At 63.5% G+C, this 25418-nt stretch carries 27 protein-coding genes; 12 read left to right on the forward strand and 15 right to left on the reverse strand.

Going from position 1 to position 25418, the window contains the following annotated elements:
• Positions 1–11 precede the first annotated feature (11 nt).
• The 3 genes from JHX87_RS10480 to JHX87_RS10490 are packed head-to-tail and all read left to right on the forward strand — an operon-like array spanning position 12 to position 1934.
• Positions 12–644 carry a GntR family transcriptional regulator gene (locus JHX87_RS10480; RefSeq protein WP_271885045.1) on the forward strand — a complete coding sequence of 211 codons (633 nt, stop codon included), beginning with the start codon at positions 12–14 and terminating at the stop codon, positions 642–644.
• Positions 645–666: 22 nt separating this feature from the next.
• On the forward strand, positions 667–1284 hold the full coding sequence (locus JHX87_RS10485; RefSeq protein ID WP_271885043.1) for a DNA-3-methyladenine glycosylase family protein: 618 nt from the start codon (positions 667–669) through the stop codon (positions 1282–1284).
• Positions 1281–1934: an alpha/beta hydrolase gene (locus JHX87_RS10490; RefSeq protein WP_271885041.1), complete on the forward strand. Its 654-nt coding sequence runs from the start codon at positions 1281–1283 to the stop codon at positions 1932–1934. Before JHX87_RS10485 ends, JHX87_RS10490 begins: the two co-directional genes overlap by 4 nt.
• 8 nt (positions 1935–1942) lie before the next feature.
• On the opposite strand, the gene JHX87_RS10495 is transcribed toward JHX87_RS10490, so the two are convergent.
• Positions 1943–2377 (reverse strand): VOC family protein, encoded by a 435-nt coding sequence (locus JHX87_RS10495; protein ID WP_271885039.1) that lies wholly within the window; start codon positions 2375–2377, stop codon positions 1943–1945.
• Between the two features lie 175 nt (positions 2378–2552).
• Here JHX87_RS10495 and JHX87_RS10500 point away from each other — a divergent pair, with 175 nt between their 5' ends.
• Positions 2553–3152 (forward strand): HNH endonuclease, encoded by a 600-nt coding sequence (locus JHX87_RS10500; RefSeq protein WP_271885038.1) that lies wholly within the window; start codon positions 2553–2555, stop codon positions 3150–3152.
• A gap of 6 nt (positions 3153–3158) precedes the next feature.
• Here JHX87_RS10500 and JHX87_RS10505 read toward each other — a convergent pair whose 3' ends face one another.
• Positions 3159–3332: a hypothetical protein gene (locus JHX87_RS10505; RefSeq protein ID WP_271885036.1), complete on the reverse strand. Its 174-nt coding sequence runs from the start codon at positions 3330–3332 to the stop codon at positions 3159–3161.
• Positions 3333–3545: 213 nt separating this feature from the next.
• Positions 3546–4421: a 4-hydroxy-tetrahydrodipicolinate synthase gene (dapA, locus tag JHX87_RS10510; protein WP_271885035.1), complete on the reverse strand. Its 876-nt coding sequence runs from the start codon at positions 4419–4421 to the stop codon at positions 3546–3548.
• A gap of 110 nt (positions 4422–4531) precedes the next feature.
• Here dapA and JHX87_RS10515 point away from each other — a divergent pair, with 110 nt between their 5' ends.
• Positions 4532–6613, forward strand: coding sequence for a lytic transglycosylase domain-containing protein (locus tag JHX87_RS10515; RefSeq protein ID WP_271885033.1), 2082 nt, complete (start codon positions 4532–4534; stop codon positions 6611–6613).
• 1 nt (position 6614) lies between these two features.
• On the opposite strand, the gene JHX87_RS10520 is transcribed toward JHX87_RS10515, so the two are convergent.
• From JHX87_RS10520 to JHX87_RS10530, 3 genes are all read right to left on the reverse strand, one after another.
• Entirely contained in the window at positions 6615–7571 is a 957-nt protein-coding gene (locus JHX87_RS10520; protein ID WP_271885031.1) for a DMT family transporter, read from the reverse strand.
• 102 nt (positions 7572–7673) lie between these two features.
• Positions 7674–8465, reverse strand: coding sequence for an inositol monophosphatase family protein (locus JHX87_RS10525; RefSeq protein ID WP_271885360.1), 792 nt, complete (start codon positions 8463–8465; stop codon positions 7674–7676).
• Between the two features lie 92 nt (positions 8466–8557).
• The gene (locus JHX87_RS10530; protein WP_271885359.1) at positions 8558–9472 is read right to left on the reverse strand and encodes a LysR family transcriptional regulator; all 915 of its coding nucleotides are present in this window, start codon (positions 9470–9472) and stop codon (positions 8558–8560) included.
• Between the two features lie 88 nt (positions 9473–9560).
• On the opposite strand from JHX87_RS10530, the gene metF reads away from it, so the two are divergent.
• Together metF and JHX87_RS10540 are read left to right on the forward strand one after the other, a co-directional pair.
• Positions 9561–10439, forward strand: a complete 879-nt coding sequence (metF, locus tag JHX87_RS10535) for a methylenetetrahydrofolate reductase [NAD(P)H] (RefSeq protein ID WP_271885030.1) — start codon at positions 9561–9563, stop codon at positions 10437–10439.
• A 58-nt stretch (positions 10440–10497) separates the two neighbouring features.
• Entirely contained in the window at positions 10498–11412 is a 915-nt protein-coding gene (locus JHX87_RS10540; RefSeq protein WP_271885029.1) for a DMT family transporter, read from the forward strand.
• Here the strand turns inward: JHX87_RS10540 and JHX87_RS10545 are convergent.
• From JHX87_RS10545 to JHX87_RS10565, 5 genes are all read right to left on the reverse strand, one after another.
• A complete protein-coding gene (locus JHX87_RS10545; RefSeq protein ID WP_271885027.1) occupies positions 11397–12437 on the reverse strand; it encodes a DUF2235 domain-containing protein in 1041 nt (346 codons plus the stop codon). The two genes, JHX87_RS10540 and JHX87_RS10545, sit on opposite strands and share 16 nt — an antisense overlap.
• A gap of 34 nt (positions 12438–12471) precedes the next feature.
• Positions 12472–13626, reverse strand: coding sequence for a type III PLP-dependent enzyme (locus tag JHX87_RS10550; RefSeq protein ID WP_271885026.1), 1155 nt, complete (start codon positions 13624–13626; stop codon positions 12472–12474).
• 76 nt (positions 13627–13702) lie between these two features.
• A complete protein-coding gene (locus tag JHX87_RS10555; protein WP_271885024.1) occupies positions 13703–14155 on the reverse strand; it encodes a hypothetical protein in 453 nt (150 codons plus the stop codon).
• Positions 14156–14341: 186 nt separating this feature from the next.
• Positions 14342–14833: a PRC-barrel domain-containing protein gene (locus tag JHX87_RS10560; protein ID WP_271885022.1), complete on the reverse strand. Its 492-nt coding sequence runs from the start codon at positions 14831–14833 to the stop codon at positions 14342–14344.
• A 118-nt stretch (positions 14834–14951) separates the two neighbouring features.
• A complete protein-coding gene (locus JHX87_RS10565) occupies positions 14952–15605 on the reverse strand; it encodes a winged helix-turn-helix transcriptional regulator (RefSeq protein ID WP_271885020.1) in 654 nt (217 codons plus the stop codon).
• Between the two features lie 79 nt (positions 15606–15684).
• On the opposite strand from JHX87_RS10565, the gene JHX87_RS10570 reads away from it, so the two are divergent.
• The 3 genes from JHX87_RS10570 (at position 15685) to JHX87_RS10580 (ending at position 17637) form a co-directional block, all read left to right on the forward strand.
• Positions 15685–16449 (forward strand): DUF1428 domain-containing protein, encoded by a 765-nt coding sequence (locus JHX87_RS10570; RefSeq protein ID WP_271885018.1) that lies wholly within the window; start codon positions 15685–15687, stop codon positions 16447–16449.
• 22 nt (positions 16450–16471) lie between these two features.
• Positions 16472–17251: a VOC family protein gene (locus JHX87_RS10575; protein ID WP_271885016.1), complete on the forward strand. Its 780-nt coding sequence runs from the start codon at positions 16472–16474 to the stop codon at positions 17249–17251.
• A gap of 158 nt (positions 17252–17409) precedes the next feature.
• Positions 17410–17637: a DUF1127 domain-containing protein gene (locus JHX87_RS10580; RefSeq protein ID WP_271885014.1), complete on the forward strand. Its 228-nt coding sequence runs from the start codon at positions 17410–17412 to the stop codon at positions 17635–17637.
• A gap of 52 nt (positions 17638–17689) precedes the next feature.
• Here JHX87_RS10580 and JHX87_RS10585 read toward each other — a convergent pair whose 3' ends face one another.
• From JHX87_RS10585 to JHX87_RS10600, 4 genes are all read right to left on the reverse strand, one after another.
• Positions 17690–18637, reverse strand: coding sequence for a DMT family transporter (locus JHX87_RS10585; RefSeq protein WP_271885012.1), 948 nt, complete (start codon positions 18635–18637; stop codon positions 17690–17692).
• Between the two features lie 117 nt (positions 18638–18754).
• Positions 18755–20143 carry a TRAP transporter large permease gene (locus JHX87_RS10590; RefSeq protein ID WP_271885010.1) on the reverse strand — a complete coding sequence of 463 codons (1389 nt, stop codon included), beginning with the start codon at positions 20141–20143 and terminating at the stop codon, positions 18755–18757.
• Between the two features lie 4 nt (positions 20144–20147).
• Positions 20148–20828, reverse strand: a complete 681-nt coding sequence (locus JHX87_RS10595) for a TRAP transporter small permease (RefSeq protein ID WP_271885008.1) — start codon at positions 20826–20828, stop codon at positions 20148–20150.
• A gap of 63 nt (positions 20829–20891) precedes the next feature.
• Positions 20892–21857, reverse strand: a complete 966-nt coding sequence (locus JHX87_RS10600; RefSeq protein WP_271885358.1) for a DctP family TRAP transporter solute-binding subunit — start codon at positions 21855–21857, stop codon at positions 20892–20894.
• A 244-nt stretch (positions 21858–22101) separates the two neighbouring features.
• Between JHX87_RS10600 and JHX87_RS10605 the strand changes: the two genes are divergently transcribed.
• The gene (locus JHX87_RS10605; protein WP_271885006.1) at positions 22102–25095 is read left to right on the forward strand and encodes a valine--tRNA ligase; all 2994 of its coding nucleotides are present in this window, start codon (positions 22102–22104) and stop codon (positions 25093–25095) included.
• Positions 25095–25418 carry a DnaJ family domain-containing protein gene (locus JHX87_RS10610; RefSeq protein WP_271885004.1) on the forward strand — a complete coding sequence of 108 codons (324 nt, stop codon included), beginning with the start codon at positions 25095–25097 and terminating at the stop codon, positions 25416–25418. Before JHX87_RS10605 ends, JHX87_RS10610 begins: the two co-directional genes overlap by 1 nt.

Consider the following 25418-nt stretch of genomic DNA (forward strand, 5'->3'; position numbering starts at 1 on the left):
GTCTGGCGCGCATGAAAGATGACGCATATTCCCTGATCCTTGCCGCGATCGAGGCTGGCACCTATCGCCCGGGCGACCGTCTGGTCGAATCCGAGCTTGCCGAATCGCTTGGTGTATCCCGCACCCCGGTGCGAGAGGCGCTGCAGCGGCTGGAGACGCAGCAGATGGTGGTGCGGGATGGCCGCAGCCTGATCGTCGCCACGCTGGATCACAACCAGCTGGCCGAGCTTTACGTCGTCCGCGCCGAGTTGGAGGGGCTGGCCGCGCGTCTGGCCGCCCGCCACGCCACACCCGAAGAGGTGCGCGTGCTGGCCCAGATGGTGTCCGAGGATCAGAAGGCGATGCACGATCCGCAGGCGCTGGCCCGCGCCAACAAGCGTTTTCACCACCAGATCCATCTGGCCTCGCATAACCGCTATCTGGTGCAACAGCTTGATCTGGTTCATCGCAGCATGGCGCTGATGGCCAAGACCTCGCTGGCCGCCGAAGGGCGCGGCGAAACCGCGCTGGCCGAGCATAAGCGGATCGTGGATGCGATTGCGGCGGGAGATGGCAGTGCCGCCGATCAGGCCCTGCGGCAGCATATCTCGATGGCCTGGGAAACGCGACTGAAGCTGGAAGCACAGGCCGACCTTGGCCCCTGACCCCGCAAGATATCGGGGACGCGTGATCGACACCGCCGAGGATCTGGCCGAGGGATCGGCCCATCTGGCCAGCATCTGCCAGGTTTGGGCGCGGATCCTGCCACAGCTTGGCCCCCTGCCCTTGCGCCGCCGCCCTGAAGGTTTCGAAGCCATCGCCAGCGCCATCGTCGGCCAGCAGATCTCCATCGCCGCCGCCGCCGCCATCTGGCAACGGATGGAGGCGGCCGGTCTGCTGACCGCCCCGGCCATCGCGGCGGCCAGCGACGATGACCTGCGCAATGCGGGCCTGTCACGCCCGAAAATCCGCTATCTGCAGGGCATCGCGCGCGCCGAGCCCGACTGGCTGGACCTGCGCGACATGCCCGACGATCAGGCCATCGCCACGCTGGTCGCCCTGCCCGGCATCGGCATATGGACCGCCGAGATCTATCTGAAATTCGCCCTTGGCCGCGCCGATATCATCGCGGCCGGCGATCTGGCGCTGCAGGAAGCGGCGCGGATGATGTATGAGCTGCCCGAACGCCCCACCCCCGCCGCACTGCGCGATCTGGCCCAACCATGGGCACCATGGCGCGCGGTTGCCGCCCGGGGGCTCTGGGCCTATTACCGACACGCAAAAGGACGCGAGGGAATTACATGAGCCAGTTGAAATACGCCCGCAAAGGACCGGACAACGCCGATGCGGTGGTCGTCTTCCTGCATGGCTATGGCGCGGATGGCGTCGATCTGCTGGGGCTGGCCGATCCGCTGTCGCAGCACCTGCCGGGCACGGCCTTTTACGCCCCGGACGCGCCCGAACGCTGCAAGGGCAACCCGATGGGCTATCAGTGGTTTCCAATCCCCTGGCTGGATGGCTCATCCGAGGCGCAGGCCGCAGAATCCATGGCCGCATCCGTGACGGCGCTGAACCAGTTTCTGGACAAGGTGCTGGCGGATGAGAGGCTGAACGCAGACCGCATGGTCGTGATCGGTTTTTCACAGGGCACGATGATGGCGCTGCAGGTGCTGCCGCGTCGAGATCAAGAGGTCGCGGGCATTGTCGGCATCTCTGGCCGCCTGCTGCAACCCGAACTGATAGAGGCTGAGGCTCTGGTCAAGCCGCCGGTCCTGCTGATCCACGGCGATCAGGACGAGGTCGTCCCCTTCCAGGACATGAACATCGCCGGGCAGGCGCTGCAACAGGCGGGTTTCACCGTCTACGGGCATGTGATGGAGGGCACCGGCCACGGCATCGCGCCCGACGGGCTGGGCGTGGCGCTGTCCTTCCTGAAAGATCGGCTGGACAAGTAACCGGCCGCTCAGGCCCACATCCTGGGCTCGCCCAATTCGATGGAATTGCCTGCGGGGTCGCGGAAATAAATCGACCGCGCACCGCCGGGCCAGCAGAAATCAGCCTCGATGGCGACGCCGCGATCTTCAAGATAGCGGCGCCAGCCATCCAGATCCTCCGCCGCGACCGCCAGGCAGAAATGCCCCGGCCCGCGCGCGCCATGCGGCGGCACCGGCAAACGCGCATCCGGGCGCGGCGGCGTCTCGGTCGCGTCGGGACGAAAGACCAGCAGCACCTGCGGCCAGGGCAGATCCGTCACGCGAAAAAACACGTGGCGCCCCGGCACGGCGACGATGACCTCCAGCCCCATCAGGCCTTGCCAAAAGGCCCGGGCCGCGTCCAGATCATCGGCATAAAGCGCGCTTTCCAGCACGCCCGCCAGCGGGGGAGTTTCCTGCACCATCGGGCAAGGATGGCACGCGCATCGCGAACCCGCAATCTGTCACGCCAATGTCACCATGACTTGCTAACCCTTTCCACAGTTCGGGGCTTGCCAGTTTCCCGACACGATATATAGTTATTGTCATGATCTGGATGGCGCCCCGGACCACCCATACGGGGCAGGCAGGGAAAGCGACATGCTGGACAAGCATCATCAGACCGAATTTCGAACCCAGTTCGTGCGCGAACCTGCGTCGCTGCGGCATAATCCCGCACTGGTCCTGAACGCGGATTTCCGTCCGCTCAGCTATTACCCGTTGTCTCTCTGGCCCTGGCAAGAGGCGATCAAGGCGGTGTTTCTGGACCGCGTCACGATCATTGCCGAATATGACGACGTGGTCCGAAGTCAAAGGCAAAGCTTCCGGATCCCCTCGGTCGTCGTCCTGAAAGATTATGTGAAACCCCAAAAGCGCGTGGCCTTCACGCGCTTTAATCTTTTCCTGCGGGATGAATTCTGCTGCCAGTATTGCGGCGCCAAGGGCGACCTGACCTTCGATCACGTGGTCCCCCGGTCGCGCGGCGGCGTCACCAGCTGGGAAAACGTCGTCGCTGCCTGCAGCCCCTGCAACCTGCGCAAGGCCAATCGCAGCCTGCGCCATTGCGGCATGCATCTGCGCCGTACCCCGCGCCGCCCCTCGTCCGAGGAAATGCACGCGGTCGGCCGACGCTTCCCGCCGAACCACCTGCATGACAGCTGGATGGACTTCCTTTACTGGGATGCCGAACTGGAAAGCTGACCGCGATCAGCCGTCCTGATCATGCCGGTCGCGATGCCCGAAATGCAGCAGCGCCGCCGCGCTCAACGCCAGCAGCAGAACCGCGACCATCGGAATCCCCGCCGAGACCGTCACCCACAGCGTCAGCGCTGCGGCCAGAACGACAGTCAACAAGATCAGCAGAAAATGCGGCAAAGGCATGGTCACGTTCTCCTCACCCTCCAATATGGGCCGCAAAACCCCCGTTGAAAAGTCCGCCCGGCGGATTCTTGCAGAGAGGCGCTGAAAATTCGCGACAATTTTACGCGATCTGCCGAAAAGCCGCCCCGGATCACGACCCGGAACAGCCCATCTTTTGTGCAAAAATATCCAGATCCCGACCCCGCCACCGCAGCGCCATCGGCAAGGCGGGCGCTACAGCAGCCCCGCATGCTCCAGCGCCGCATCGATCCTGCGGCAGGTCGCCTCGGCCAGGGGCGTCAGCGGCAGGCGTACCCGCGCCTCGCACAGGCCCAGCCGCGACATGGCATATTTCACCCCCACCAGACCCGGCTCGATAAAGATCGCATGATGCAGCGGCATCAGCCTGTCCTGATAATCCAGCGCCTTGGCGAAATCGCCCGCCAGCGTGGCATTCTGGAACTCGGCGCATAGCTTCGGCGCGACATTCGCGGTGACCGAGATGCAGCCCACACCGCCATGGGCGTTAAAGGCCAGCGCGGTCGCATCCTCGCCCGACAGCTGGATGAACTCCTTGCCACAACTCATGCGCTGCAGGCTGACGCGCTCCAGCTTGCCGGTGGCGTCCTTCACACCGGCGATCCGCGGCAATTCGGCCAGTTGCCCCATGGTCTCGGGCGTCATGTCGATCACCGAACGCGGCGGAATGTTATAGATGATGATCGGCAGGTCGCTGGCATCGTGCAGGGCCGTGTAATGCGCGATCAGACCATCTTGCGTTGGCTTGTTGTAATAGGGCGTCACGACCAGCGCGCCCTGCGCCCCGGCCTCTTGCGCGAATTGCACCAGACCCGTGGCCTCGCGCGTGGAATTCGATCCCGCCCCGGCGATGACCGGAATGCGCCCATCGACGGCGCGGATCACCTCTTCGATCACCTGGCGATGCTCATCATGGCTCAGCGTCGGGCTTTCCCCGGTGGTCCCCACCGGCGCCAGACCGTGGCTGCCCTGTTCGACATGCCATTCAACCAGTTTCTTGAGCGTGCCCAGATCCAGCTCGCCGTCCGGGGTGAACGGCGTGACGAGGGCGGGAATAGACCCTTTGAACATGACACGCTCCTTGAGGTTGACGATAAATTCGCGCCTAACTAGCGCCCGGGGCGAATTTTGCCAAGGTTGTGAATTGCGTCTTGCCGAAATGCCATAGACACATGGGGTCGATGCGACTTCTGCGTAACATGTTTGCCGCCGGAATGCTGGCCACGCTGCCCTTCGCGCCCCTTGCCCGGGCCGAGGATGCGGGCGCGATGGCGCTTGCCCTCTCTGCCGCCGATGCCCGCGACTGGACCACCGCCCGCGCCGCCGCCGCCCGTTCCGGGCCGATGGCCGAGGCGCTGATCGGCTGGCAGGCCCTGCGCGCAGGCTATGGCGATTTCGACGATTATCTGGCCTTCATCCGCGCCAATGGCGACTGGCCCGGCCTTGCCTTGCTGCAGGAACGCGGCGATGCACGCCTGCGCCCCGATCTGCCGGTGCAGGATCTGCGCGATTGGTTCGAGGATCGCCTGCCCGAAACCCTGCAGGCCGAGAACGCCTATCTGGCGACCCTGACCGCCGAAGAGGCGCGCAGGGAACGCAGGCGCTTTTGGCTGAACCAGCCGCTGGACGGCCCGGAAGAGGCGCAATTCCTAGAGGCCTATCCGCAGGAACTGACGCCGCTGCTGAGCGCGCGTGCGACAGCCATGCTGGACCGGCAGGAATGGGCACAGGCGCAACGCCTGCTGCCGAAACTGCCCGAGGGTGACCGGCCGCTGCTGGCCGCGCGTATCGCCTTGCAAGCTGGTCGGCCCGGCGTCGATGACCTGATCCTGGCCCTGCCCGAGGCGCAGCGCGCCGATCCCGGCCTGACGCTGGACCGCTTCCTGTGGCGCGTCCGTGCCAAGCAGCACGAGGGCGCGCAGGCGCTGATGCTCGACTCCTCGACCAGCGCCAAGGCGCTGCGCAACCCCGATGCCTGGGCACAGATGCGCGTGGATTATGCGCGGCTTGCCATGCGCAATGGCGACTGGGCGCGGGCCGAAAAACTGGCGGCCCCCCATTACCTGACACCGGACAACAAGCATTATCCGGATCTGGAATGGCTGGCGGGCTTTGCCGCATTGCATCAGCAGGCACCGGATCGCGCGATCGCGCATTTCCTGCATCTTGAAACCGTGGTCGGCAGCGCCATCAGCACCGCCCGCGCCCTCTATTGGCAGGCGCGCGCGCATGAGGATCTGGGCAATGACAGGGCGGCAGCCGAGGCCTATGCCCGCGCGGCAGCGATGCCCGGCGTTTATTACGGACAACTGGCCGCCGAAAAGATCGGCGCGCAGATGCCCGCCGAATATGCCGTGGCCGGTCGCGCGGTCCAGACGCTGCCCGACTGGCGCGGGTCGGATCTGTCGCAAAGCACCGCCTTCGAAGCCGGGCTGTGGCTTCTGGCCACCGGTCGCCCGGATGAGGCGCAGCGGTTTTTCCTGCATCTGTCAGAAACCGCCGATCCCGAAGATATCGGCCGCATGGCGCGGCTGATGATCGAGGCCGGCGCCCCCTGGCACGGCCTGCGCCTGTCGAAACGCGCCGCCGATCAGGGCGTGATCTATCCGGCGGCGCATTTCCCCCTGACCGGACTGGAATCGGCGGATCTGGGTCTGCCACCGGAACTGGTCCTGTCCATCGCGCGACAGGAATCCGAATTCAACCACACCGTCCGCAGCCATGTCGGCGCGCGCGGGTTGATGCAGCTGATGCCCGGAACGGCCGAGGAAATGGCGCGCAAGCTGCGCCTGCCCTATCAGCCCGCCCGGCTGACAACCGATCCTGCCTATAACGCGCAGCTTGGGGCAGCTTATCTTCAGGGGCTGAAGGATCGCTTTGGCTCATCCACGGCGCTGATCGCCTCGGGCTATAATGCCGGGCCGGGCCGCCCTGCCCGCTGGCTGGGCGATTTCGGGGATCTGCGCCGCGAGGCCGATCCGGTCGATTGGGTCGAGTTGATCCCCTTTGACGAAACCCGCAACTATGTCATGCGCGTGACCGAGGCGATGCCGATCTATCGCGCGCGCATCAGCGGCAAGCCCGCGCCGATCGTTCCCAGCTTTGACCTTAGCGGGGGCGGGCTGATCCCGCCGCCGCCCGTCCGGCTGACGCTGGCGCTGTCGAAAAGACCCGTCGCGAAGCCCTTTATCGGGCCTCGCCTGCCCGAAAACTGGGTCGCCGGTTCCATCGCCGCGCCCAACACATTCCTGCAGCAGAATTAGATCACGCAGCCCGGACGCGTGCCCGCCACAGCGTGAACAGACCCGCCGCGACCACGATCGCCCCGCCGGTCACGACATTCGGGCGCAGGACCTCATTGAATACCAGAACGCCGATCACGCTGACCCAGACAAGCTGCGTATAGGCAAAGGGCTGCAGCGCGGCGGCCTCGGCCATTTCATAGGCGCGGATCAGCAGATAATGGGACAGAATCGCCATGCTGCACAGCCCGGCCATCCACAGCCAGTCCACGGGCGCCAGCCATTCCCACTGCCAGATGCCGACCACCGTGATGCAGACCGCGCCCGAGATCCCGGTCCAGAAGAAGCTGACCACCGCCGGATCATCGCGCGAGACATGCCGCGTCAGCAGGCCGTAAAGCGCGAACAGCAATGCCGCGATGAAGGGCAGCAGGGCCTCGCTGCGCATCACGCCGCTGCCCGGTTGCAGGATGACCAGAATGCCGACGAAGCCGATGCAGATGGCGGTCCAGCGCCGCCAGCCGACCTTTTCGCCCAGAATCGGTCCCGACAGCGCGGCGACCAGCAGCGGATAGACGGCAAAGACGGCATGGGTCTCGATCAGGCCCAGACGCACGAAGCCCTCAAGAATGACCAGCGTTTCGGACACCAGAATCGCCCCGCGCGCGATCTGCGTGAACGGGCGGCGGGTCTTGATGGCGCGCCGCAGCCCGCCCCTTTGCCGCGACACCAGCGCAATCACGAAAACCGCAAAGACCCAATAGCGGATCATGACGATCAGCACCGGCGGATAGCCGTCGCCCAGAAAGCGCGAAAAGCCGTCCTGGACCGCAAAGATGAAGCTGACCAGACAAATCAGCAGGATCGCAAGCCCGGTCCGGTCCACCCCGACCGAGGTCGCCCGTGGCGGCACCGGCGGCACCGCAGCCGCAGCGGTGGCCGCGGGATAGGCTGTCTGATCCTGGCTGTCGTCCGACATCATCGCACCTCCTGCTTGCCCCGCGCATGCGCCCATGCAGGGGCAAGGTCAAGGCATCGGCAGAAGGTTGAGCGAAAACTTTTTCCAGACAGTCGGAATTGCCTAGTCGCGGCTGCGCACGACCTTGGCGAAGGCTTCGAAAAGCTGCGGGTTGGCCGCGATCATGCGGCCCGATTCCAACGGATCGTCACCGTCGCGGATGCCTTCGACAAAGCCGCCCGCCTCGCGCACCATCAGGATCCCTGCGGCGACATCCCAGGGCTGATTGCCACGTTCCCAATAGCCGTCAAAACGACCGGCCGCGACATAGGCCAGATCCAGAGAGGCCGCGCCAAGCCTGCGCACACCCGCGGTCAGCGGCATCAGCCGCGCCAGATCCTGCAGGGCGGCAGGCAGCGGACCGCGCCCGGCAAAAGGAATGCCCGTGGCAAAGATCGAATCGATCAGCTGACGACGGCCCGAGACCCGCAGCCGCTGATCGTTCATGAAGGCGCCGCCGCCCTTTTCCGCCACGAAAAGCTCGTCCTTGGCGGCGTCGAAAATGACCGATGCGACGATCTCTCCCTTATGCTCCAGCGCGATGCTGACCGCCCAATGCGGCAGGCCGTGCAGAAAATTGGTCGTCCCGTCCAGCGGATCGACGATCCAGCGGCGGGTCGGGTCTTCGCCCGCATCCTCGCCGGTTTCCTCACCCAGCCAGCCGTAATTCGGGCGCGCGCCGCGCAGCTCATCCTTGATGATCCGCTCGGCCTCGCGATCGGCCTTGCTGACAAAGTCGCCCGCGCCCTTGACGCTGACCTGCAGGTTCTCGACCTCGCGAAAATCCTTGACGAGACTGCGACCGGCCTTGCGCGCGGCCTTGATCATGATGTTCAGATTGGCGCTTGCCATCAGATGCTCCGGGATATGGGGTTGGCTGCGTCATAGGGCGAGACGCGCGAAATGTGAAGCATGCGCGTGGGAAAGGCCGCAGCGGCGCGACAAGTTTATCCCGCCGCGCCCCGCAGCATCCGCAGGGGTTCGGTCCGCGCCAGCCGCAGGACATGCGCAATATAGGGCTGGCTGAGATCCTCTTCGCGAATCGCGGCATAAAGGCGACGCAGGATGCCACCCCGGCCCAAAGGCAGCATGGCCAGTTCGGGATTGGCGGCCTCGCGGCGCAGAACCCAGTCGGGCATTACCGCCACGCCGCGCCCTGAGGCGACCAGCATCAGCGACACCGCCGTCAGTTCCACCTGACGCTGCTGCGCGGGCTCGACCCCGGCCGGGGTCAGGAACTGGCTGAACACATCCAGCCGCGCGCGGTCCATCGGATAGGTGATCAGGGTTTCCCCGGCCAGATCCTGCGGCTCGGCATAGCCTTTCTGCACCAGCGGGTGCCCGGCCGCGGCGACCAGCGTGGGGGCATAGTCGAACAGGGGCTGGTAATGGATGCCCGGCATGTCTTCGGGATCCGAGGAAATCACCAGATCCACCTCTTGCCGGGCCAGCGCGGGCAAGGCGCCGAAGGCCAGACGCTGGCGGATATCCACGTCCACCTCGGGCCAGGCGCGGCGGAAGATGTCCAGCACCGGCAGCAGCCAGTCGAAACAGGCATGGCATTCCATCGCGATATGCAGCCGCCCGATCCGACCCGCCTCGACCCCCTTGAATTCGGCCTCGGTGGCGGCGACCATCGGCAGAACCTGTTCGGCCAGCCGCAGCAGTCGCATCCCCGCAGGCGACAGGCGCATCGGCTTGGCCCGGCGGACGAACAACTCGACGCCCGCCTGTTCCTCCAGCGCCTTGATCTGATGCGACAGGGCCGATTGTGTGATATTCAGAACATCCGCCGCGCGGGCCAGCCCGCCCTGTTCATGGACCGCATGAACCGTCCGCAGATGCCGTAATTCCAGATGCATATGAAAGCCGCTCAACTTCATCTTGAAGATTATGAATTTGTCTCACGCCGACCAATGTGAGACAAGGCCGCAAATGAAAGGAATCGTCATGTCCGCCGCAACGCCGAAAATCAGCTTCGAGTTTTTCCCGCCCAAGACGCTGGATGCCTCGTTCCGGCTGTGGGAAACGGCTCGTGCGCTGGCCCCGCTGAACCCGGATTTCGTCTCGGTCACCTATGGGGCGGGCGGCACCACGCGCCAGCTGACCCATGAGGCCGTCACCACCATCGCCAAGCATTACGGGCTGCACGTCGCCGCGCATCTGACCTGTGTCGAGGCGACCCGCGACGAAACCATGGAGATCGTGCAAAGCTATGCCGATGCGGGCATTCGCGAAATCGTCGCCCTGCGCGGCGATGCGCCGAAAGGGCAGGACAAATTCACCCCCTATCCGGACGGCTTTGCCAGTTCGGTCGAACTGATCGAGGCGATTGCCAAGCGCGGCGACATGCAGATCCGCGTCGGCGCCTATCCCGAGCCGCATCCCGAAAGCCCCGATACAGATGCCGATGTCGCATGGCTGAAGCGCAAGATCGACGCCGGCGCGACCAGCGCGATGACACAGTTCTTCTTTGACGCCGAGACCTATTTCCGCTTTCGCGACAAATGCGCGGCTGCGGGGATCGACGTGCCGATCATCCCCGGCATCCTGCCGATTCAGGGCTGGGCAGGCACCAAGCGTTTTGCCGCCGCCTGCGGTACCAGCGTTCCGGACTGGGCCGAGCATGCGTTCTCGGCCGCCGCCGCCGAGGGCCCCGAGGCCGAGCGTCGTCTGGCCGCCGAGACCTGTATCACGCTGTGCCGCGACCTGATCGCGGGCGGTGTGGACCGGCTGCATTTCTATACGCTGAACCGTCCCGAACTGACGGCCGAGGTCTGCGCCGCGCTTGGCGTGCGCCCGACCCGCAATCTGGACGATGTCGCCTGAGCCCACCGGCCTGACGAGGTGACTTGACGCGGCAGTCTGCGCAACCTAGCGGCAGGGCATGCAGACTGCCAAAGAACGCCCCCGGTTCCGCCTGTCGCGGCAGGAAATCTCGCTGATCCTGATCACGATGATCTGGGGCGGCACATTTCTGGCCGTCCACATCGCCATGCTTTACAGCGGCCCGCTGTTCTTTGTCGGGCTGCGCTTTGCCATCGCGGGCGTGGCGACATGGCTGCTGTTTCGGAAATCCATGCGCGGGCTGAACGGGCAGGAAACCGTCGCGGGCTGCATCATCGGGATCGCCATCTTTCTGGGCTATGGCCTGCAAACCTGGGGGCTGCAGACCATCACCAGCAGCCAATCGGCCTTCATTTCCGCGATCTACGTGCCCATCGTTCCCCTGCTGCAATGGGTGGTCCTGCGACGGCCGCCCCATGTGATGAGCTGGGTCGGCGTGGCGCTGGCCTTTACCGGGCTGATCCTGCTGGCCGGGCCAGAGGCCGGATCGCTGCGCCTGACCGAAGGCGAAATCGTGACGCTGTTAAGCGCCGTGGCCATCGCGGCCGAGATCATCCTGATCGGGCATTTCGCCAACCGCGTCGACAGCCGCCGCGTCACCGCGGTCCAGCTTTTGGCGGCGGGCGGGGTCTCATTCCTGATGATGCCCGTGGTTGGTGAGCAGATCCCCGCCTTTTCCTGGGTCTGGGTCATTGGCGCGGTGGCCCTGGGGCTGGCCAGTGCGCTGATCCAGCTGGTGATGAACTGGGCGCAGAAATCCATCTCTCCGACCCGCGCGACGGTGATCTATGCGGGCGAGCCGGTCTGGGGCGGCGTCGTGGGCCGCATGGCCGGGGACCGCCTGCCGCCCCTGGCGCTGCTGGGCGCGGCCTTCATTCTGGCCGGGGTGCTGGCCAGCGAGTTACGGCCCACCAACTGGCGCAAGCGGCAACGCGACGATCAGGCAGAAAGCTGACCTTCGGCCGGGTCCGGCGCCTGCTCCAGATGGCCCACCAGCCGGGCCGGGCCGCTGTAATCCATCGGCACGGTCTGGTGCAGCGCCTCATTCAGATGCAGGCCCACCAGTCGCGGCGCGCGCAGCCAGAAGGCCTTGCCCCAGTTTCGCCATGTGCCAATGGCCGGGGCGGTCGGATCGACCGGAAACTGGTCGCGCCAGCCCCTGGGCAGCGGCAGCCCGACCTGCTGGGCCCTCTCCAGCATCCATGTCAGCGGGATATTCGACAGCGGGCGGGCGAATTCCATGCCGCTCAACTGCCCGCCAATATCGGGATGCGCGCCGCGAAACCACATCTGCTCGATCCGGCCCGGGCGTTTGGGATCATCGTTCCACAGCGGCGGGGCAAAGGCCGCACGGGTTTCATCCAGCGCCAGCGCATGCAGCCCGTGTTCGACATCCGGCCCCAGCGAAGCGTCGTGAAAGCCAAAGCGCGACTGCGTCAGCGGACCCAGAAACGGCAGCGGGATCCCAAGGCTTTGCACCGTGTCGAAACAGCCCACCAGCCGGACCGGCACATGCGGCATGCAGCGGCGACGGCGAAAGGCGCCAAGCGCCTTTTCCGATCCGCCCTCGCGATAATAGCGCCAGGCCAGCCGGACATTACGCTCGGTCGCGGATTGCGGGCGCACCAGGCCGACCCGTCCGATCATGCCCACCAGACTGCGCACGGCAAAGGCCCCGCGCGAATAGCCGAAGCAATAGATCATGTCGCCTTCGCGATAGCCCGAGGCAAGCCAGCCATAGGCATCGATGATCTGCCCATCCAGCCTGCGGCCCATGATCAGTTCCGGCAGCGTATTCCAGCGTCGCCATTGCTGGCCACGCCCGTAATGCAGCCGGATCCGCGCCCCGGCCTGCGTCGCCGTCACGGATCGCAAAAGGCGATAGATCCGCCCGATCGAACTGCGCTGCCCCTCGACCAGCGAGGCAAAGGTTCCGTCGATCAGGACGACGTGGATCGTAGGCGGGCGAATCTCAGTCATTCGCCCATCCTAGCTTGGTAATCTGAGGAATGGATTAACTCAGGGCCATCACTGTCGCGTGACCAAGTGCGCCGAACCCGTTGAAGCGCGTATTCGTCACCACCGAATAGGCCCCGGCCCCCTGAAACACGACAAAATCGCCTTCGGTGATGTCTTCGGGCAGGCTCAACTCGCCCGGCAGACGGTCGACGGAATCGCAAGTCGGGCCAAAGATGACGCGGCCCGTGGGCGTGCCTTCGCGCAGATTGCCCTGCGGGTCGAACACCTCGATCCGGTCGATATTGCCGATGATCGGCAATTCGGCCAGACCGCCATAGACGCCATCGTTCAGGAACACCGCCGCATCGTCGCGCACCGCCTTGACCCGCGTGATCAGCGCAAAAGCATCGGCACAAAGCCCCCGCCCCGGTTCGCAGACCAGCAGCGGGGCATCATCGCCAAAGGCCTCGGCCACGGTGTCGCCGATCTCGGCAAAGATCGAGGCCAGATCGGGTTCTACCCCCACCACACGATGCGAGGGGAAGCCCCCGCCGACATTCAACCGGCGCGCCTTGACGCCAGCCATATCGCAGATTTCCCGCGCCACGCTGATGTAGCTTTCCCAGGCGATCGGATCGGTGCATTGCGTGCCCGGATGGAAGGTCAGCGACGGGATATAGCCGCGATCCGCCACCAGCTTCAGCATCTCGGCCGCATATTCCGGGCTGGCGCCGAATTTCGAGCCGAAATCATAGACCGCACCCAGCACCGGCAGTTTGAAGCGGGGCGAGATTTCAACGCCTTCGCCGCCCACCTCAGTTGGCACCGTCTCAAGCAGTTTCTGCAATTCGGACATGCTGTCCACCGACCATGCCCGGATGCCCTCGGCAACCGCGTGGCTGATTTCGGACCGCGCCCGGACAGGGTTGTGGTAATGGCGCGCCGCGCGCGGGGCCAGACGGCCGATCAGGTCAATCTCGAAAGGCGAGGCCACGTCAAAGCCCTGAATCCCCGCGGCCACCAGATTCTGGATCACGGCCTCATCGGGGTTGGACTTGACGGCATAGGTCACAAGCCCGGGAAATCCGTCCAGAAAAACCCGCGCCCGATCCTGCAGGACCGTCGGGGCAAAAACCATCACCGGATGCTCCGGCTGGGTTTCGCGAATGAGTTCGGCTGGGTTCTGCCATACGACCTTAGAATTCGTCATCGCACCTTCCATGATGATAGCGGGTGACCCGGGGCATGAGGGACCATGATACAGGATGTGGCCGTGAAGCCGCGTCTTACGCGACGGCCCTTTGTCTGACTTTGACCTGCGCGGGGAAGACATATCCCAACCCAAGCAAAGTTCCGAAGATTGTCAGGCCAATTCCTCTGGGGGTGTAGATAATGTAGTTTCTTTGGCCCTGCGGTATAGCGTCAGCGGCATCCAGGGCGGATACCAGCGCGTAAATGTTCAAGCTGTCTGAAAGAACATACAGGGGCAACAGAAACACAAGTGCGAGGACGGACAGCTTCAATGCCCGTCGATAGGTCACGGGCTGATCCGTCTTTTTCACGTAGATCGATATCAGGGGAAAAGCTGCCATGACGAGAGCGACGGGATGCGCTTGCAGCGGATACACGATAGAGCGGGGGTAGCCCATCGTCGGCAAAAGAAAGATGGCAAGTGCCAAAAGCAGCCAGATGGCAACGGATATGCCAACAAATGCTGCGACGATTTGCGAATCTTTCATCTTTCTTCTCTCCAAGCAAAGGCCCACCAAAGGAGGTATTTCCACCGGCCACAAGCAAAGCGGGGTCCGCGTCCATCCGCCTCGGCCTGCCTTCGTCTCGTAAGGTACTTTCGGAAGCGTTTCAAACAGGAACGCGCCCCAAATCGCTTTGAGGCGCGCTTTTGATGTCTTGAAAGTGGGCAGGGATCAGTCGTCGCCGCGCATGCCTTCGGCAACTTCCTCGCGCTGTTCCAGCGCTTCCTTGCTCAGCGCCGACACGACCGCGATACGGTCTTCGGTCACGATGATCGCGGTTTCTTCCGGCGTCAGCATGACTTCCTTTTCGCCCAGACCCAGGAAGCCGCCGATTTCAGCGATGGCGCCGACGATCTGGCCGTTGGCATCCAGAACCAGATCCTCGACCTCACCGATCTTTTCCCAGTTCTCGTCGATCTCGGAATAGGTCACGGCATCGTCCCACATCATGCCGCCGGTGGAATCGGTGGTGAAGATATCGACACCGTCCAGCGCCGAGGCGCGCATCAGGCCCGTCTGCATGGCATCAGCGGGATCGCTTGCCGCTGCATCCGCTGCCGGAGTCATGGTGGCGTCATCCGCGGTTTCCGAGGTCGCGGTCTGCGCAAAGGCGGCGCCCGCCACCGACAGGATCACGGCGGTCGAAAGATAGAGGTTTTTCATCACGATGTTCCTTTTCAGATTATGGGCGAACAACCAAACCTGCCGCTAAACCGTTTCGTGCAAAGGATAAGAACTAGCAAAGATTATCTTTGCCGCCAGTGGCCGGGGAAATTCCCGGCTACTGCCGATGCAGCGCGAAGAGATCCACGAAATCCTGCGCGGCGGACCCATCGCCTGTCGTCGTGATCAGGCCCTGATCGACCAGCGCAGACAGCGGCATCGGACCATAGACCGCGATGGCCAGTGCATTGCCGTTGCCGCCCAGAACACAGGGCGCATCGGGCGATCTGACGGCGCGCGTTGCAACCCGACCTTCCGACACGCGCATCTGGAACGATTCGCCCCCGAAATCGAAGCCTGCAATCCTGTCCTGACCGGCCGCCCTGTCACGCAGCAGGTTGACCCCCATCGAGATCATCAGCGCCGAGGGGCTGATGAACCGTGTATGGTCATGCCCGGGCACCACCAGCGCCCAGCGGCACAGCGCCTCCAGCACGGGCAGCAATTCGTGCCCTGCATCGGTCAGCGCATAGATCCCCAAACGGCTGTCATGCGTGACGACCCCGGCCTTCGCAAGCTGGGTCAGGCGGCCCGTCAGCACGCTGGCGGTAATTCCGGGCAGCCCCGCCCGGATCATCTGAAACCGCTTGGGCGCAAAGATCAGTTCCCGCACCACCAGCAGCGCCCAGCGATCCCCGATCAGGTTCAGCGCATGGGCCGCCAGACAGCCCTCATCATATCGCAAGCGCGGATTTTCGCCCTCTTTCGTCATGTTTTAAGAGTAGAGGTTGTTTTTTACTACTGCAAGTGAGATGCTGCGACTCGGCCTTACTGCATCGCAGGAGAGTAACATGACCTATTACACAGGCATGATCGCAGCCATTCCGACCGCGAAACGTCAGGCATATATCGACCACCTGCGCCGCGCCTGGCACCTGCTTCACAAACATGGCGCGTCGCGGATGGTCGAGGGATGGGGCGTCGATGTGCCGACCGGCAAAGTCACCGATCTGCGGGCCGCCGTGCAGGCGCGCGCGGATGAAACCGTAATCTTCAACTGGATCGAATGGCCCGACCGCGCGACCTCGGATGCCGCCTGGGTTGCCATGCCGGGCGATCCCGACATGGCGGCGCTGGATAAAGACATGCCCTTCGATGGCAAAAGACTGATCCAGGGCGGGTTTGAGCCGTTGATGGAGGCGGGCACAGTGCATGGCGCGCCTTATTATCAGGGCTTTCTGCTGGCCGTGCCGGAACAGAACAAGGCCGCCTATGACAAGATGGCCCGCGACGCATGGCCGATGTTCGAAAAATACGGCTGCCTTGGGATCGCGGAAAACTGGGGCGTGGATGTGCCGCATGGCAAGCTGACCGATATGTATCGCGCGACCAAGGCTGAACCGGGTGAGGTCGCGGTGTTCAGCTGGACGGCCTGGCCCGACCGCGCAACCTGCGACCGTGCCAGCCAGCAGATGATGTCCGACATGCAGGGACAGCCCATGCCCGAGATGCCCTTTGACGGGATGCGCATGATGTGGGGCGGGTTTCAGACCATTTTCGACAGTGCCGAGGACGGAACATACCGCGATGCCGATCCGGCGGCGCGCGCAGACTGACCAGATAAAAGGAGATGAAGCGATGGCCGATCACGGAACCCCATGCTGGTACGAATTGAACACAAGCGCAGGGAAACTGGCGGAACTGGGCGGTTTTTATGCCCGGATCTTCGGCTGGGCGATCTCTGATTCCGGGATGGAGGGCTTTACCTATCATCTGGCCCGGTCGGATGGCGATATGGTGGCGGGCCTGATGGAATTGCCCGCCGATGCCGGATGCGTCATGCCCTGCTGGATGATCTATTTCGCTGTCACGGATGCCGCTCAGACCGTCGCCGATGCCCGGGCCGCAGGCGCGACGGTCAAGCGCGATCTGGCCGAGATTCCCGGCACCGGCAGTTTCGCCATTCTGGCCGATCCGCAGGGCGCGGTCTTTGGCATTCTGCAACCCGAACCGATGGACTCCCCGGATCAGGGCAATGCCTTCGACCAGAAAAAGACCGGCCACGGCAATTGGAACGAGCTGATGAGCGCGGATCCGCAGGCGGGCTTCGACTTTTATGCCGGGCTGATGGGCTGGAGCCGGGGCGATGCGATGGACATGGGCGAGATGGGCACCTATCAGCTGCTGCGCCACGGTGATGCGGATATCGGTGCGATCCAGCCGCTTGGGGATGCGCCCGTATCGGCCTGGCTGCCCTATTTCGGGGTCGATGGCAGCGTCGCGGACAAGATGGCAGATGTCACGGCGGCCGGCGGTCAGATCCAGCTTGGCCCGCAAGAGGTTCCCGGCCCCGCCTATATCGCCATCTGCACAGATCCGCAGGGCGCATGGTTCGCCATGGTCAGCCCGGAAAAATAGCGGCCGGGCCCCGCCCAAATCGAAAGCGACGTGAACGTCAAGCCTTGCATCAGGTGCAAGGCGGATCTGCGACCTTGTGCCTTGTCCAGCCCCCGCCCCGGCCTCCATATAACCACCAAGACAACAAGGCACCGCCGAGGAACACAAGGAGTTTCCAAATGGCACAAAGCGCAACGCTGAATAATTCCGATTTCGCCAATGGCGTCCTGTGGGGCTTCACCGCTCCGTTCCGCGCGATTGGCAGCTTTCTGGTAAGCCTGGCCGAGAACGGCCCGCGCATGCAGGCCGTCCGCCGCCTGAACGAAACCAGCGATGAAGAGCTGGCAGCACGCGGCCTGACCCGTGAAGGCGAAGTTCGCCGCATCTTCGGTCCGGCGATGTACTGATCGCGCCAGGACAGATCCTGTGACAAGGCCTGCCATCCGGCGGGCCTTTTTGCTATCTGGCCGCAGGCTGTCTTATGGCGGCCCGCAGCGCCCTCCACAGCCGTCCGTCAATCGCCGCCAGCCCGACCCCGATCAGCGCCATGCCAAGGATCTGCCGCATGGAAAGCGTCTCGGACAGGAAGGCCGTGCCCAGACAGATCGCGCTGACAGGGATCAGAAAGGTGACCAGCAGCAGATTCGTGGCCCCCGCCGTGGCCAGAATGCGGAAATACAGCACATAGGCCAGCGCGGTCGACATTCCTGCCACGCCGATCAGCGCAAAGATCACCGGCGGGCCGGGCATCGCCAGCGTCCAGGGCCGGTCCACCACCAGCATCAGCGGCAGCAGGACCGCGCTTGAGGCCATCACCTGCCCCGTCGCCGTGGCCATTGGCGCAATTCCCATGGCCCGGAACCTGCGCCCGTAGATACCGGCCAAAGCATAAGACAGCGCAGCCGCCAGACACATCAGCTGCGCCGTCACGTTCAGCCCCAGATGCCGCAGCGCACCGGGGCCGATCATGCAGGCCACCCCGGCAAAGCCGATCAGCACCCCCGCCAGCCGCCGCCCGGTCATCCTTTCGTCAGCGGTCAGAAGATGGGCGAAAATGACCGTGAAAAGCGGCGTCGATGCATTCAGGATCGACGCCACGCCCGAGGCGATATGCTGCTGCCCCCAGACGATCAGCGAAAAGGGAATCACGTTATTCAGCAGTCCCATGCCCAGAAACGCAGCCCAGACCGCCTTGCCCCGCGGCAGGCGTTGACCGCGCAGGCGCATGATCGCCAGCAGGATAAGGGCCGCCAGCACAACCCGCGCGACAACGACCGTAAAGACCGGCAATTCCCTCAGCGCGATATCGTTGAAAAAGAACGACCCGCCCCAGATGGCGGCCAGCGTCAGCAGCATGGCCCATTCATGGGCGGTCATCGGACGATGATATGTGGGTGATGACGACATGTGACCTCCTTGCGATGCAGGGGAACATGCCGCAGTGCCGCCCGTCACGGGCACGCGTTTCGGGCGTCGCACCTGGCGGGCGATGAAAAAGGCCCGCCGGATCGGCGGGCCTTCGGGTCATTTCACCAGAACCTCTGGTCCCATGATCTTGGTCGGTAACCAGGTCGAGATCCAGGGTACATAAGTAACCAGCAACAGGAAGACGAACAGCACGACAAGGAACGGTGCCGAGGCCCGGACCACCCGCATGATCGACATCCCCGCCACGCCCGAGGTCACGAACAGGTTCAACCCGACCGGCGGCGTGATCATCCCGATCTCCATATTCACCACCATGATGATGCCCAGATGGATCGGATCGACGCCCAGTTCGATCGCAATCGGGAAGACCAGCGGCGCGACGATCAGGATCAGGCCCGACGGCTCCATGAACTGGCCGCCGATCAGCAGGATCACATTGACGATGATCAGAAAGACGATCTTGTCGAAACCCGCATTCAGCATCGCACCGGCAATATGCTGCGGGATCTGCTCATCGGTCAGGACATGTTTCAGGATCAGCGCATTGGCGATGATGAACATCAGGGTGATGGTCAGCTTGCCCGCCTCGTACAGCACATCGCGGGTGCCGGGATGGAAAAAGGCGGTGATCAGCGCCTGCGGCTTTTTCCACAGCGGAATACGCGTGTCGCCATCGCGCAGCGGCCCCATGTCGCGATAGATGAACAGCGCCACGATAAAGGCCCAGACAGAGGCCACGGCGGCGGCTTCGGTCGGGGTGAAGATCGCCTTGGTCACGCCCGGGATGCCGTAAAGCCCGACCATGATGATCACGATCAGCATCAGGCCCCAGAAGGCGTCCTTGAAACTGTCCCAGACCTCGCCCCAGCCACGCCACGGCTCTCGGGGCATGCCCTTCCAGATGGCAAAGAACAGGATCGTGGCCATCAGCATGCCGCCCGCCAGCAGGCCCGGAATGACGCCGGCCAGAAACATCCGCCCGACCGAGACATCCGTGGCGCTGGCATAGACGACCATGACGATGGATGGCGGGATCAGGATGCCCAGCGTGCCCGCGTTACAGATCACGCCCGCCGCGAAATCCTTGGTATAGCCGACCTGACGCATGGCCGCGATGACGATGGAACCGATGGCCACCACGGTCGCGGGTGACGATCCCGACAGGGCGGCAAACAGCATGCAGGCAAAGACGCCAGCAATGGCCAGACCACCCGGCAGGTGACCCACACAGGCGATGGAAAAGCGGATGATCCGCTGCGCCACGCCGCCCGTCGACATGAAGCTTGACGCCAGGATGAAGAAGGGAATGGCCAGCAGCGTGGCATGCCCCTCCATCGCGTTGTAAAGCGTCTGCGCAATCGAGGCCAGCGAGGTGTCGGAAAACCACAGCAGGAACAGCGTCGAGGCCAGACCAAGCGAAATCGCGATCGGCACGCCCACCAGCATCAGCCCGATGATCAGCACGAATAGCAGAAGAACGTCCATAGCCTTAGTCCTCGCGGTTCAAATGGCGGACATCTTCGATAGCGTCCTCGGCTTCATGGCTGACGATCAGGGTCTGACGTTCGCCCTTCCAGATCATCCAGACCGCCTGCAGCAGGCGGAACAGCAACAGCGCAACCCCGATGGGCAGCACCATATAGGGGATCATCCGGGGCAGCTTTTCATAGGGTTCGCCCATATTGAAAACATCGCCCATCCAGCCAAGAAAGGCGGGCATGGGGATCTGCTCTGTCTCGTAGAAGGCGCGGTCGCGGGTTTCGATGAAACCCGTCGGAAACCAGCGCCCGCTGGTCTGCTGCAAGCCCGCAAAGGGCGCCCAGTAATCCCAGGCGCCTTTCAGCAACAGCACCGCATAGAGGATGCAGAACGCCCCCGCAGTCAGCGCCAGAACGCGCCGGGCCGTCGGGGACAGCAGATTGATCACCGCATCGACGCCAAGATGCGCATTGATCTTGACGGCATGCGATATGCCCAGCAGCACCAGCCAGGCGAACAGGGCCAGCGTCAGTTCCAGCCCCCAGATCAGCGAGCTTTGAAACACATAGCGCAGGACGACATTGACGAAGGTCAGGATCGTCATCAGGCCCAATATGATGGCAATGGTGTTTTCTTCCAGGCGATTCACGAAATGGCCGACCGCGCCGCGCGGCTGATACCCGTGACTCATGGCGCTTTCCCTCCCGCGCAAGGTCGACCGGCCCGCCTGCGGATGCAAACGGACCGGACCGGATCAGTGCTTTTCGTTGATGGCCTGCGCCGCGTCGATATTTTCCTGACCGACGCCATCGGCGAATTTTTCCCAGACGGGCTTCATCGCATCGACCCAGGCCTGGCGCTGTGCGTCGTCCAGTTCGCGGATCTCGCCGCCCGCATCCAGAATGGCCTGACGGGCCTCTTGATCGACGTCATTCACGGCCGCGTTCCGCTCGGTCGTGACCTCATCGAGGATGGTCAGCATCTGGTCGCGCACATCGCCGTCCAGACCGTCCAGCCAGTCGGTCGAGGCGACCACCAGATAATCCAGAACGCCGTGGTTCGTTTCGGTGGTGCCGTCCTGAACCTCGTAGAATTTCTGGCCATAGATATTGGCCCAGCTGTTTTCCTGACCGTCGACAACGCCGGTCTGCAGCGCGCCATAAACCTCGGCAAAGGCCATCGGCTGGGCGGTGGCGCCCAGAGCCTCGACCTGCGCGATCAGCACGTCGCTGGGCTGCACGCGGAATTTCAGGCCCTTGGCATCTTCGGGCGACAGCAAGGGCTTGTTGGCCGAAAACTGCTTCATGCCATTATGCCAGAACTGCAGACCGCTGAGGCCGCGGCGTTCCATGCTGCTTTTCATCGCCTGCCCGTCCTCGGAGGACTGGAACTCATCCACGGCTTCGATATTCTTGAACATGAAGGGCAGATCGAAGATCTGGAACACCTTGGTGAAGGTCTCGAATTTCGACAGGCTGGGCGCGCCCATCTGCACGTCGCCCTGCAGCATCGCCTCCAGCAGCGCATCGTCGTCATAGAGGGTCGAGTTCGGATAGACCTCGACGCACATCTTGCCTTCCATTTCGGCATTCACACGCTCGGCAAACAGGGCGGCAGCGATGCCCTTGGGGTGCTTATCGCTGTTGGTGACATGGCTGAACTTCACCACTTCCTCGCCGGCATCACAGCCTGCCGGATCCGCCAGCGCACCACCTGCCATCAGCGCCAGCCCGCAGGCGGCGGTTGCCAAAGTCTTTTTCACAGTATCTCCTCCCGAATGAGATATTCTTGCCGGATCATCGCGTCCGGCTTTCGTGCCCCGCAGTTTTCCGCAGATGCACGCACGAAAGCAAGAGATTATTGCGCCACCAGAGCGTGTCCCGCGCAGCCCGGAAGCCACAGCAAGGCTTGGCCTTTGCGCTGCGGTTCGCTAAGCCCTGTCCAAGCGATACGGGATCAAGACGATGAGCATGGACAAGAGCTTTGACGCCAGCACCGCCGAAGCGCGGATTGCGGCAGAGTGGGAAAAGACGGGTGCCTTTGCCGCCGGGGCCAATGCCTCGCGCAGCGACACCTTTACCGTGATGATCCCGCCGCCGAACGTGACGGGCAGCCTGCATATCGGCCACGCGCTGAACAACACCTTGCAGGATATCCTGATCCGCTGGCACCGGATGCGCGGCTTTGACACGCTGTGGCAACCCGGTCAGGACCACGCGGGCATCGCCACCCAGATGGTCGTCGAACGCCAGATGGCCGAGCGTCAGGAACCCGGCCGACGCGACATCGGGCGCGAGGCTTTTGTCGACAAGATCTGGGCCTGGAAACAGGAATCCGGCGGCACGATCATGAACCAGCTGAAACGCCTTGGCGCCAGCTGCGACTGGTCGCGCAATGCCTTTACCATGTCGGGCGCGCCCGGCGCCCCTGCGGGGGAAGAGGGCAATTTCCACGACGCCGTGATCCGGGTTTTCGTGGATCTCTATAACAAGGGGATCATCTATCGCGGCAAGCGGCTGGTGAACTGGGATCCCCGCTTCGAAACCGCGATTTCCGATCTTGAGGTCGAGAACCGCGAGGTTCCGGGCCATATGTGGCATTTCAAATACCCGCTGGCCGGCGGCGAAACCTATGAATATGTCGAGCGTGACGCGGACGGCAATGTCACCCTGCGCGAGACGCGCGATTATATCTCCATCGCGACGACGCGCCCCGAAACCATGCTGGGCGATGGCGCGGTGGCCGTGCATCCCGATGATGCCCGCTATGCGCCCATCGTCGGCAAGCTGGTTGAAATTCCGGTCGGACCCAAGGAATATCGCCGCCTGATCCCGATCATCACCGACGACTATCCCGATCCCGATTTCGGTTCGGGCGCGGTCAAGATCACCGGCGCGCATGACTTCAACGATTACGGCGTCGCCACCCGGAACAATATCCCGCTTTACGCGCTGATGGATACCAAGGGCGCGATGCGCGCCGACGGTCTGTCTTATGCCGATAGCGCGCAGATCGCGACCCGCGCCGCGCGGGGCGAGGATGTGGGCGATGTCTCGAACGTCAATCTGGTGCCCGAGGATCTGCGCGGTCTGGATCGCTATGACGCCCGCAAGCAGGTGATCGACCAGATCAATGCCGAAGGGCTGGCGGTGACCTATCTGCACAAGGAAATCGACCCCGAAACCGGCGCGGAGCATCTGGAAGAACGCCCGGTCGTCGAGGCCAAGCCGATCATGCAGCCCTTTGGCGACCGCTCGGGCGTGGTGATCGAGCCGATGCTGACCGATCAGTGGTTCGTGGATACCGCGCGGATCGTCCAGCCCGCGATCGATGCCGTGCGCGACGGCCGCACCCAGATCCTGCCCGAGCAGCACAAGAAGGTCTATTTCAACTGGCTGGAAAATATCGAACCCTGGACCATTTCCCGCCAGTTGTGGTGGGGGCACCAGATCCCGGTCTGGTATGACAACCGAGGCAACCAGTATTGCGCCGCTAGCTACGATGAAGTTGTTGCCCAGGTTCGCAAACAATATGGCGCAGACGTCGAAATTGGCGAGCGCATCACGGACGACAATTTCACTATCGACGGCCATCGAAGAGAGCCCAATCCCAGCGAGAGTATGTTCGGCGATCCGCGCGGCGAACTAAAGACTACAAAGGTTGTGTTGGAACGCGATCCCGATGTGCTGGATACCTGGTTCTCGTCCGGCCTCTGGCCCATCGGCACGCTGGGCTGGCCCGAAGACACGCCGGAACTGCAGAAATATTTCCCGACCGATGTGCTGGTCACAGGCTTTGACATCATCTTCTTCTGGGTCGCCCGGATGATGATGATGCAGCTTGAGGTGATGGGCGATATCCCCTTCCACACGGTCTATGTCCACGGGCTGGTGCGCGATGAAAAAGGCGCCAAGATGTCGAAGTCGAAAGGCAATGTCATCGACCCGCTGACGCTGATCGACGAATACGGCGCCGATGCGCTGCGCTTTACCCTGACCAGCATGGCCGCGATGGGCCGTGACCCCAAGCTGGGGCCGAAACATGTCGAGGCGAACCGCAATTTCGTCACCAAGATCTGGAACGCCACGCGCTTTGCCGAAATGAAGGGCGTGCGCGGCGGCGGTCCGCGCCCCGATCCCAGCCACACCGTCAACCGCTGGATCATCGCCGAGGTCGCGCGCATCCGCATGGCCACGGATGAGGCGCTGGCGAGCTATCGCTTCAACGATGCAGCGACCGGGCTTTATGCCTTTGTCTGGGGCAAGGTCTGCGACTGGTATGTCGAATTCTCGAAACCGCTTTTCGATGGCGAATATGCCGATGAGACCCGCGCCACGATGGGCTGGGTGTTGGATCAGTGCTTTACCCTGCTGCATCCGATCATGCCCTTTGTCACCGAAGAGCTGTGGGCGCTGACCGGGGATCGCGGCAAGATGCTGGTCCATGGCGAATGGCCTGACTATGGCGCCGAACTGATCGATGCCGATGCCGACCGGCAGATGAACTGGGTCATCGCGCTGATCGAGGCGATCCGCTCGGCGCGCGCGCAGATGGGCGTGCCCGCAAGCGCGCGACTGGATCTGATCGTGACCGAGGCTGATGAGGCTGCCCGCGCCGCGCTGACCGCTAATAGCCCGCTGATCGAACGTCTGGCGCGGGTGAATGCACCGCAGGATGGCGCGGCGGGCAAGGGCATGATTTCGGTCGCGGCCAGCAGTGCCAGCTTTGCCCTGCCCATCGGCGATGTGATCGACGTGGCCTCGGAAAGGGCGCGTCTGGAAAAGGCGCTGGCCAAGTCCGAAAAGGATGCAGGCGGGCTGCGCGGGCGGCTGTCCAATCCCAAATTCGTCGAGAATGCGGGCGAAGAGGTGGTCGAGGAAACCCGCGCCAAGCTGGCCGCGCTGGACGACGACCTGGCCCGGATCCGCGCCGCGCTGGCACAGTTGCAGGCCATGTGATGCGCTGGTTCGAACGCATCGCGCAGCGTCAGATGGATGCCGCCGCAGCGCGCGGCGATCTCAGCGGATTGCCGGGCGAGGGCAAGCCGCTGGACCGCGCAAGGCTGCGGGAAAGCACGGATGACGTTCTGCATCGGATGATGTCCGATGCAGGCTTCGTCCCGCCCGAAATCGCATATCAGAAAGAGGTCGAGGCCAAGCGCGCCATCCTGGCCCAGATCGAGGATGAGGACGAACGCAAGGCGCTGCAAAAGCAGATCGCCCTGCTGGAACTGAAGCGCGCCATGTCGGCCGATGCCCGGCGCGTCACGCGGCGCGGCTGA

It is taken from the genome of Paracoccus fistulariae (assembly GCF_028553785.1).
GTDB classification, from domain to species: domain Bacteria; phylum Pseudomonadota; class Alphaproteobacteria; order Rhodobacterales; family Rhodobacteraceae; genus Paracoccus; species Paracoccus fistulariae.

What these genes read in the sequence shown, in the direction of transcription:
- JHX87_RS10480 (WP_271885045.1), top strand. Translation starts at nt 12, where the DNA reads ATGAAAGATGACGCATATTCCCTGATCCTTGCCGCGATCGAGGCTGGC.
- JHX87_RS10490 (WP_271885041.1), top strand. Translation starts at nt 1,281, where the DNA reads ATGAGCCAGTTGAAATACGCCCGCAAAGGACCGGACAACGCCGATGCG.
- JHX87_RS10495 (WP_271885039.1), bottom strand. Translation starts at nt 2,377, where the DNA reads ATGGTGCAGGAAACTCCCCCGCTGGCGGGCGTGCTGGAAAGCGCGCTT.
- JHX87_RS10500 (WP_271885038.1), top strand. Translation starts at nt 2,553, where the DNA reads ATGCTGGACAAGCATCATCAGACCGAATTTCGAACCCAGTTCGTGCGC.
- JHX87_RS10505 (WP_271885036.1), bottom strand. Translation starts at nt 3,332, where the DNA reads ATGCCTTTGCCGCATTTTCTGCTGATCTTGTTGACTGTCGTTCTGGCC.
- dapA (WP_271885035.1), bottom strand. Translation starts at nt 4,421, where the DNA reads ATGTTCAAAGGGTCTATTCCCGCCCTCGTCACGCCGTTCACCCCGGAC.
- JHX87_RS10515 (WP_271885033.1), top strand. Translation starts at nt 4,532, where the DNA reads ATGCGACTTCTGCGTAACATGTTTGCCGCCGGAATGCTGGCCACGCTG.
- JHX87_RS10520 (WP_271885031.1), bottom strand. Translation starts at nt 7,571, where the DNA reads ATGTCGGACGACAGCCAGGATCAGACAGCCTATCCCGCGGCCACCGCT.
- JHX87_RS10530 (WP_271885359.1), bottom strand. Translation starts at nt 9,472, where the DNA reads ATGCATCTGGAATTACGGCATCTGCGGACGGTTCATGCGGTCCATGAA.
- metF (WP_271885030.1), top strand. Translation starts at nt 9,561, where the DNA reads ATGTCCGCCGCAACGCCGAAAATCAGCTTCGAGTTTTTCCCGCCCAAG.
- JHX87_RS10540 (WP_271885029.1), top strand. Translation starts at nt 10,498, where the DNA reads ATGCAGACTGCCAAAGAACGCCCCCGGTTCCGCCTGTCGCGGCAGGAA.
- JHX87_RS10545 (WP_271885027.1), bottom strand. Translation starts at nt 12,437, where the DNA reads ATGACTGAGATTCGCCCGCCTACGATCCACGTCGTCCTGATCGACGGA.
- JHX87_RS10550 (WP_271885026.1), bottom strand. Translation starts at nt 13,626, where the DNA reads ATGACGAATTCTAAGGTCGTATGGCAGAACCCAGCCGAACTCATTCGC.
- JHX87_RS10555 (WP_271885024.1), bottom strand. Translation starts at nt 14,155, where the DNA reads ATGAAAGATTCGCAAATCGTCGCAGCATTTGTTGGCATATCCGTTGCC.
- JHX87_RS10560 (WP_271885022.1), bottom strand. Translation starts at nt 14,833, where the DNA reads ATGAAAAACCTCTATCTTTCGACCGCCGTGATCCTGTCGGTGGCGGGC.
- JHX87_RS10565 (WP_271885020.1), bottom strand. Translation starts at nt 15,605, where the DNA reads ATGACGAAAGAGGGCGAAAATCCGCGCTTGCGATATGATGAGGGCTGT.
- JHX87_RS10570 (WP_271885018.1), top strand. Translation starts at nt 15,685, where the DNA reads ATGACCTATTACACAGGCATGATCGCAGCCATTCCGACCGCGAAACGT.
- JHX87_RS10575 (WP_271885016.1), top strand. Translation starts at nt 16,472, where the DNA reads ATGGCCGATCACGGAACCCCATGCTGGTACGAATTGAACACAAGCGCA.
- JHX87_RS10580 (WP_271885014.1), top strand. Translation starts at nt 17,410, where the DNA reads ATGGCACAAAGCGCAACGCTGAATAATTCCGATTTCGCCAATGGCGTC.
- JHX87_RS10585 (WP_271885012.1), bottom strand. Translation starts at nt 18,637, where the DNA reads ATGTCGTCATCACCCACATATCATCGTCCGATGACCGCCCATGAATGG.
- JHX87_RS10590 (WP_271885010.1), bottom strand. Translation starts at nt 20,143, where the DNA reads ATGGACGTTCTTCTGCTATTCGTGCTGATCATCGGGCTGATGCTGGTG.
- JHX87_RS10595 (WP_271885008.1), bottom strand. Translation starts at nt 20,828, where the DNA reads ATGAGTCACGGGTATCAGCCGCGCGGCGCGGTCGGCCATTTCGTGAAT.
- JHX87_RS10600 (WP_271885358.1), bottom strand. Translation starts at nt 21,857, where the DNA reads ATGGCAGGTGGTGCGCTGGCGGATCCGGCAGGCTGTGATGCCGGCGAG.
- JHX87_RS10605 (WP_271885006.1), top strand. Translation starts at nt 22,102, where the DNA reads ATGAGCATGGACAAGAGCTTTGACGCCAGCACCGCCGAAGCGCGGATT.
- JHX87_RS10610 (WP_271885004.1), top strand. Translation starts at nt 25,095, where the DNA reads ATGCGCTGGTTCGAACGCATCGCGCAGCGTCAGATGGATGCCGCCGCA.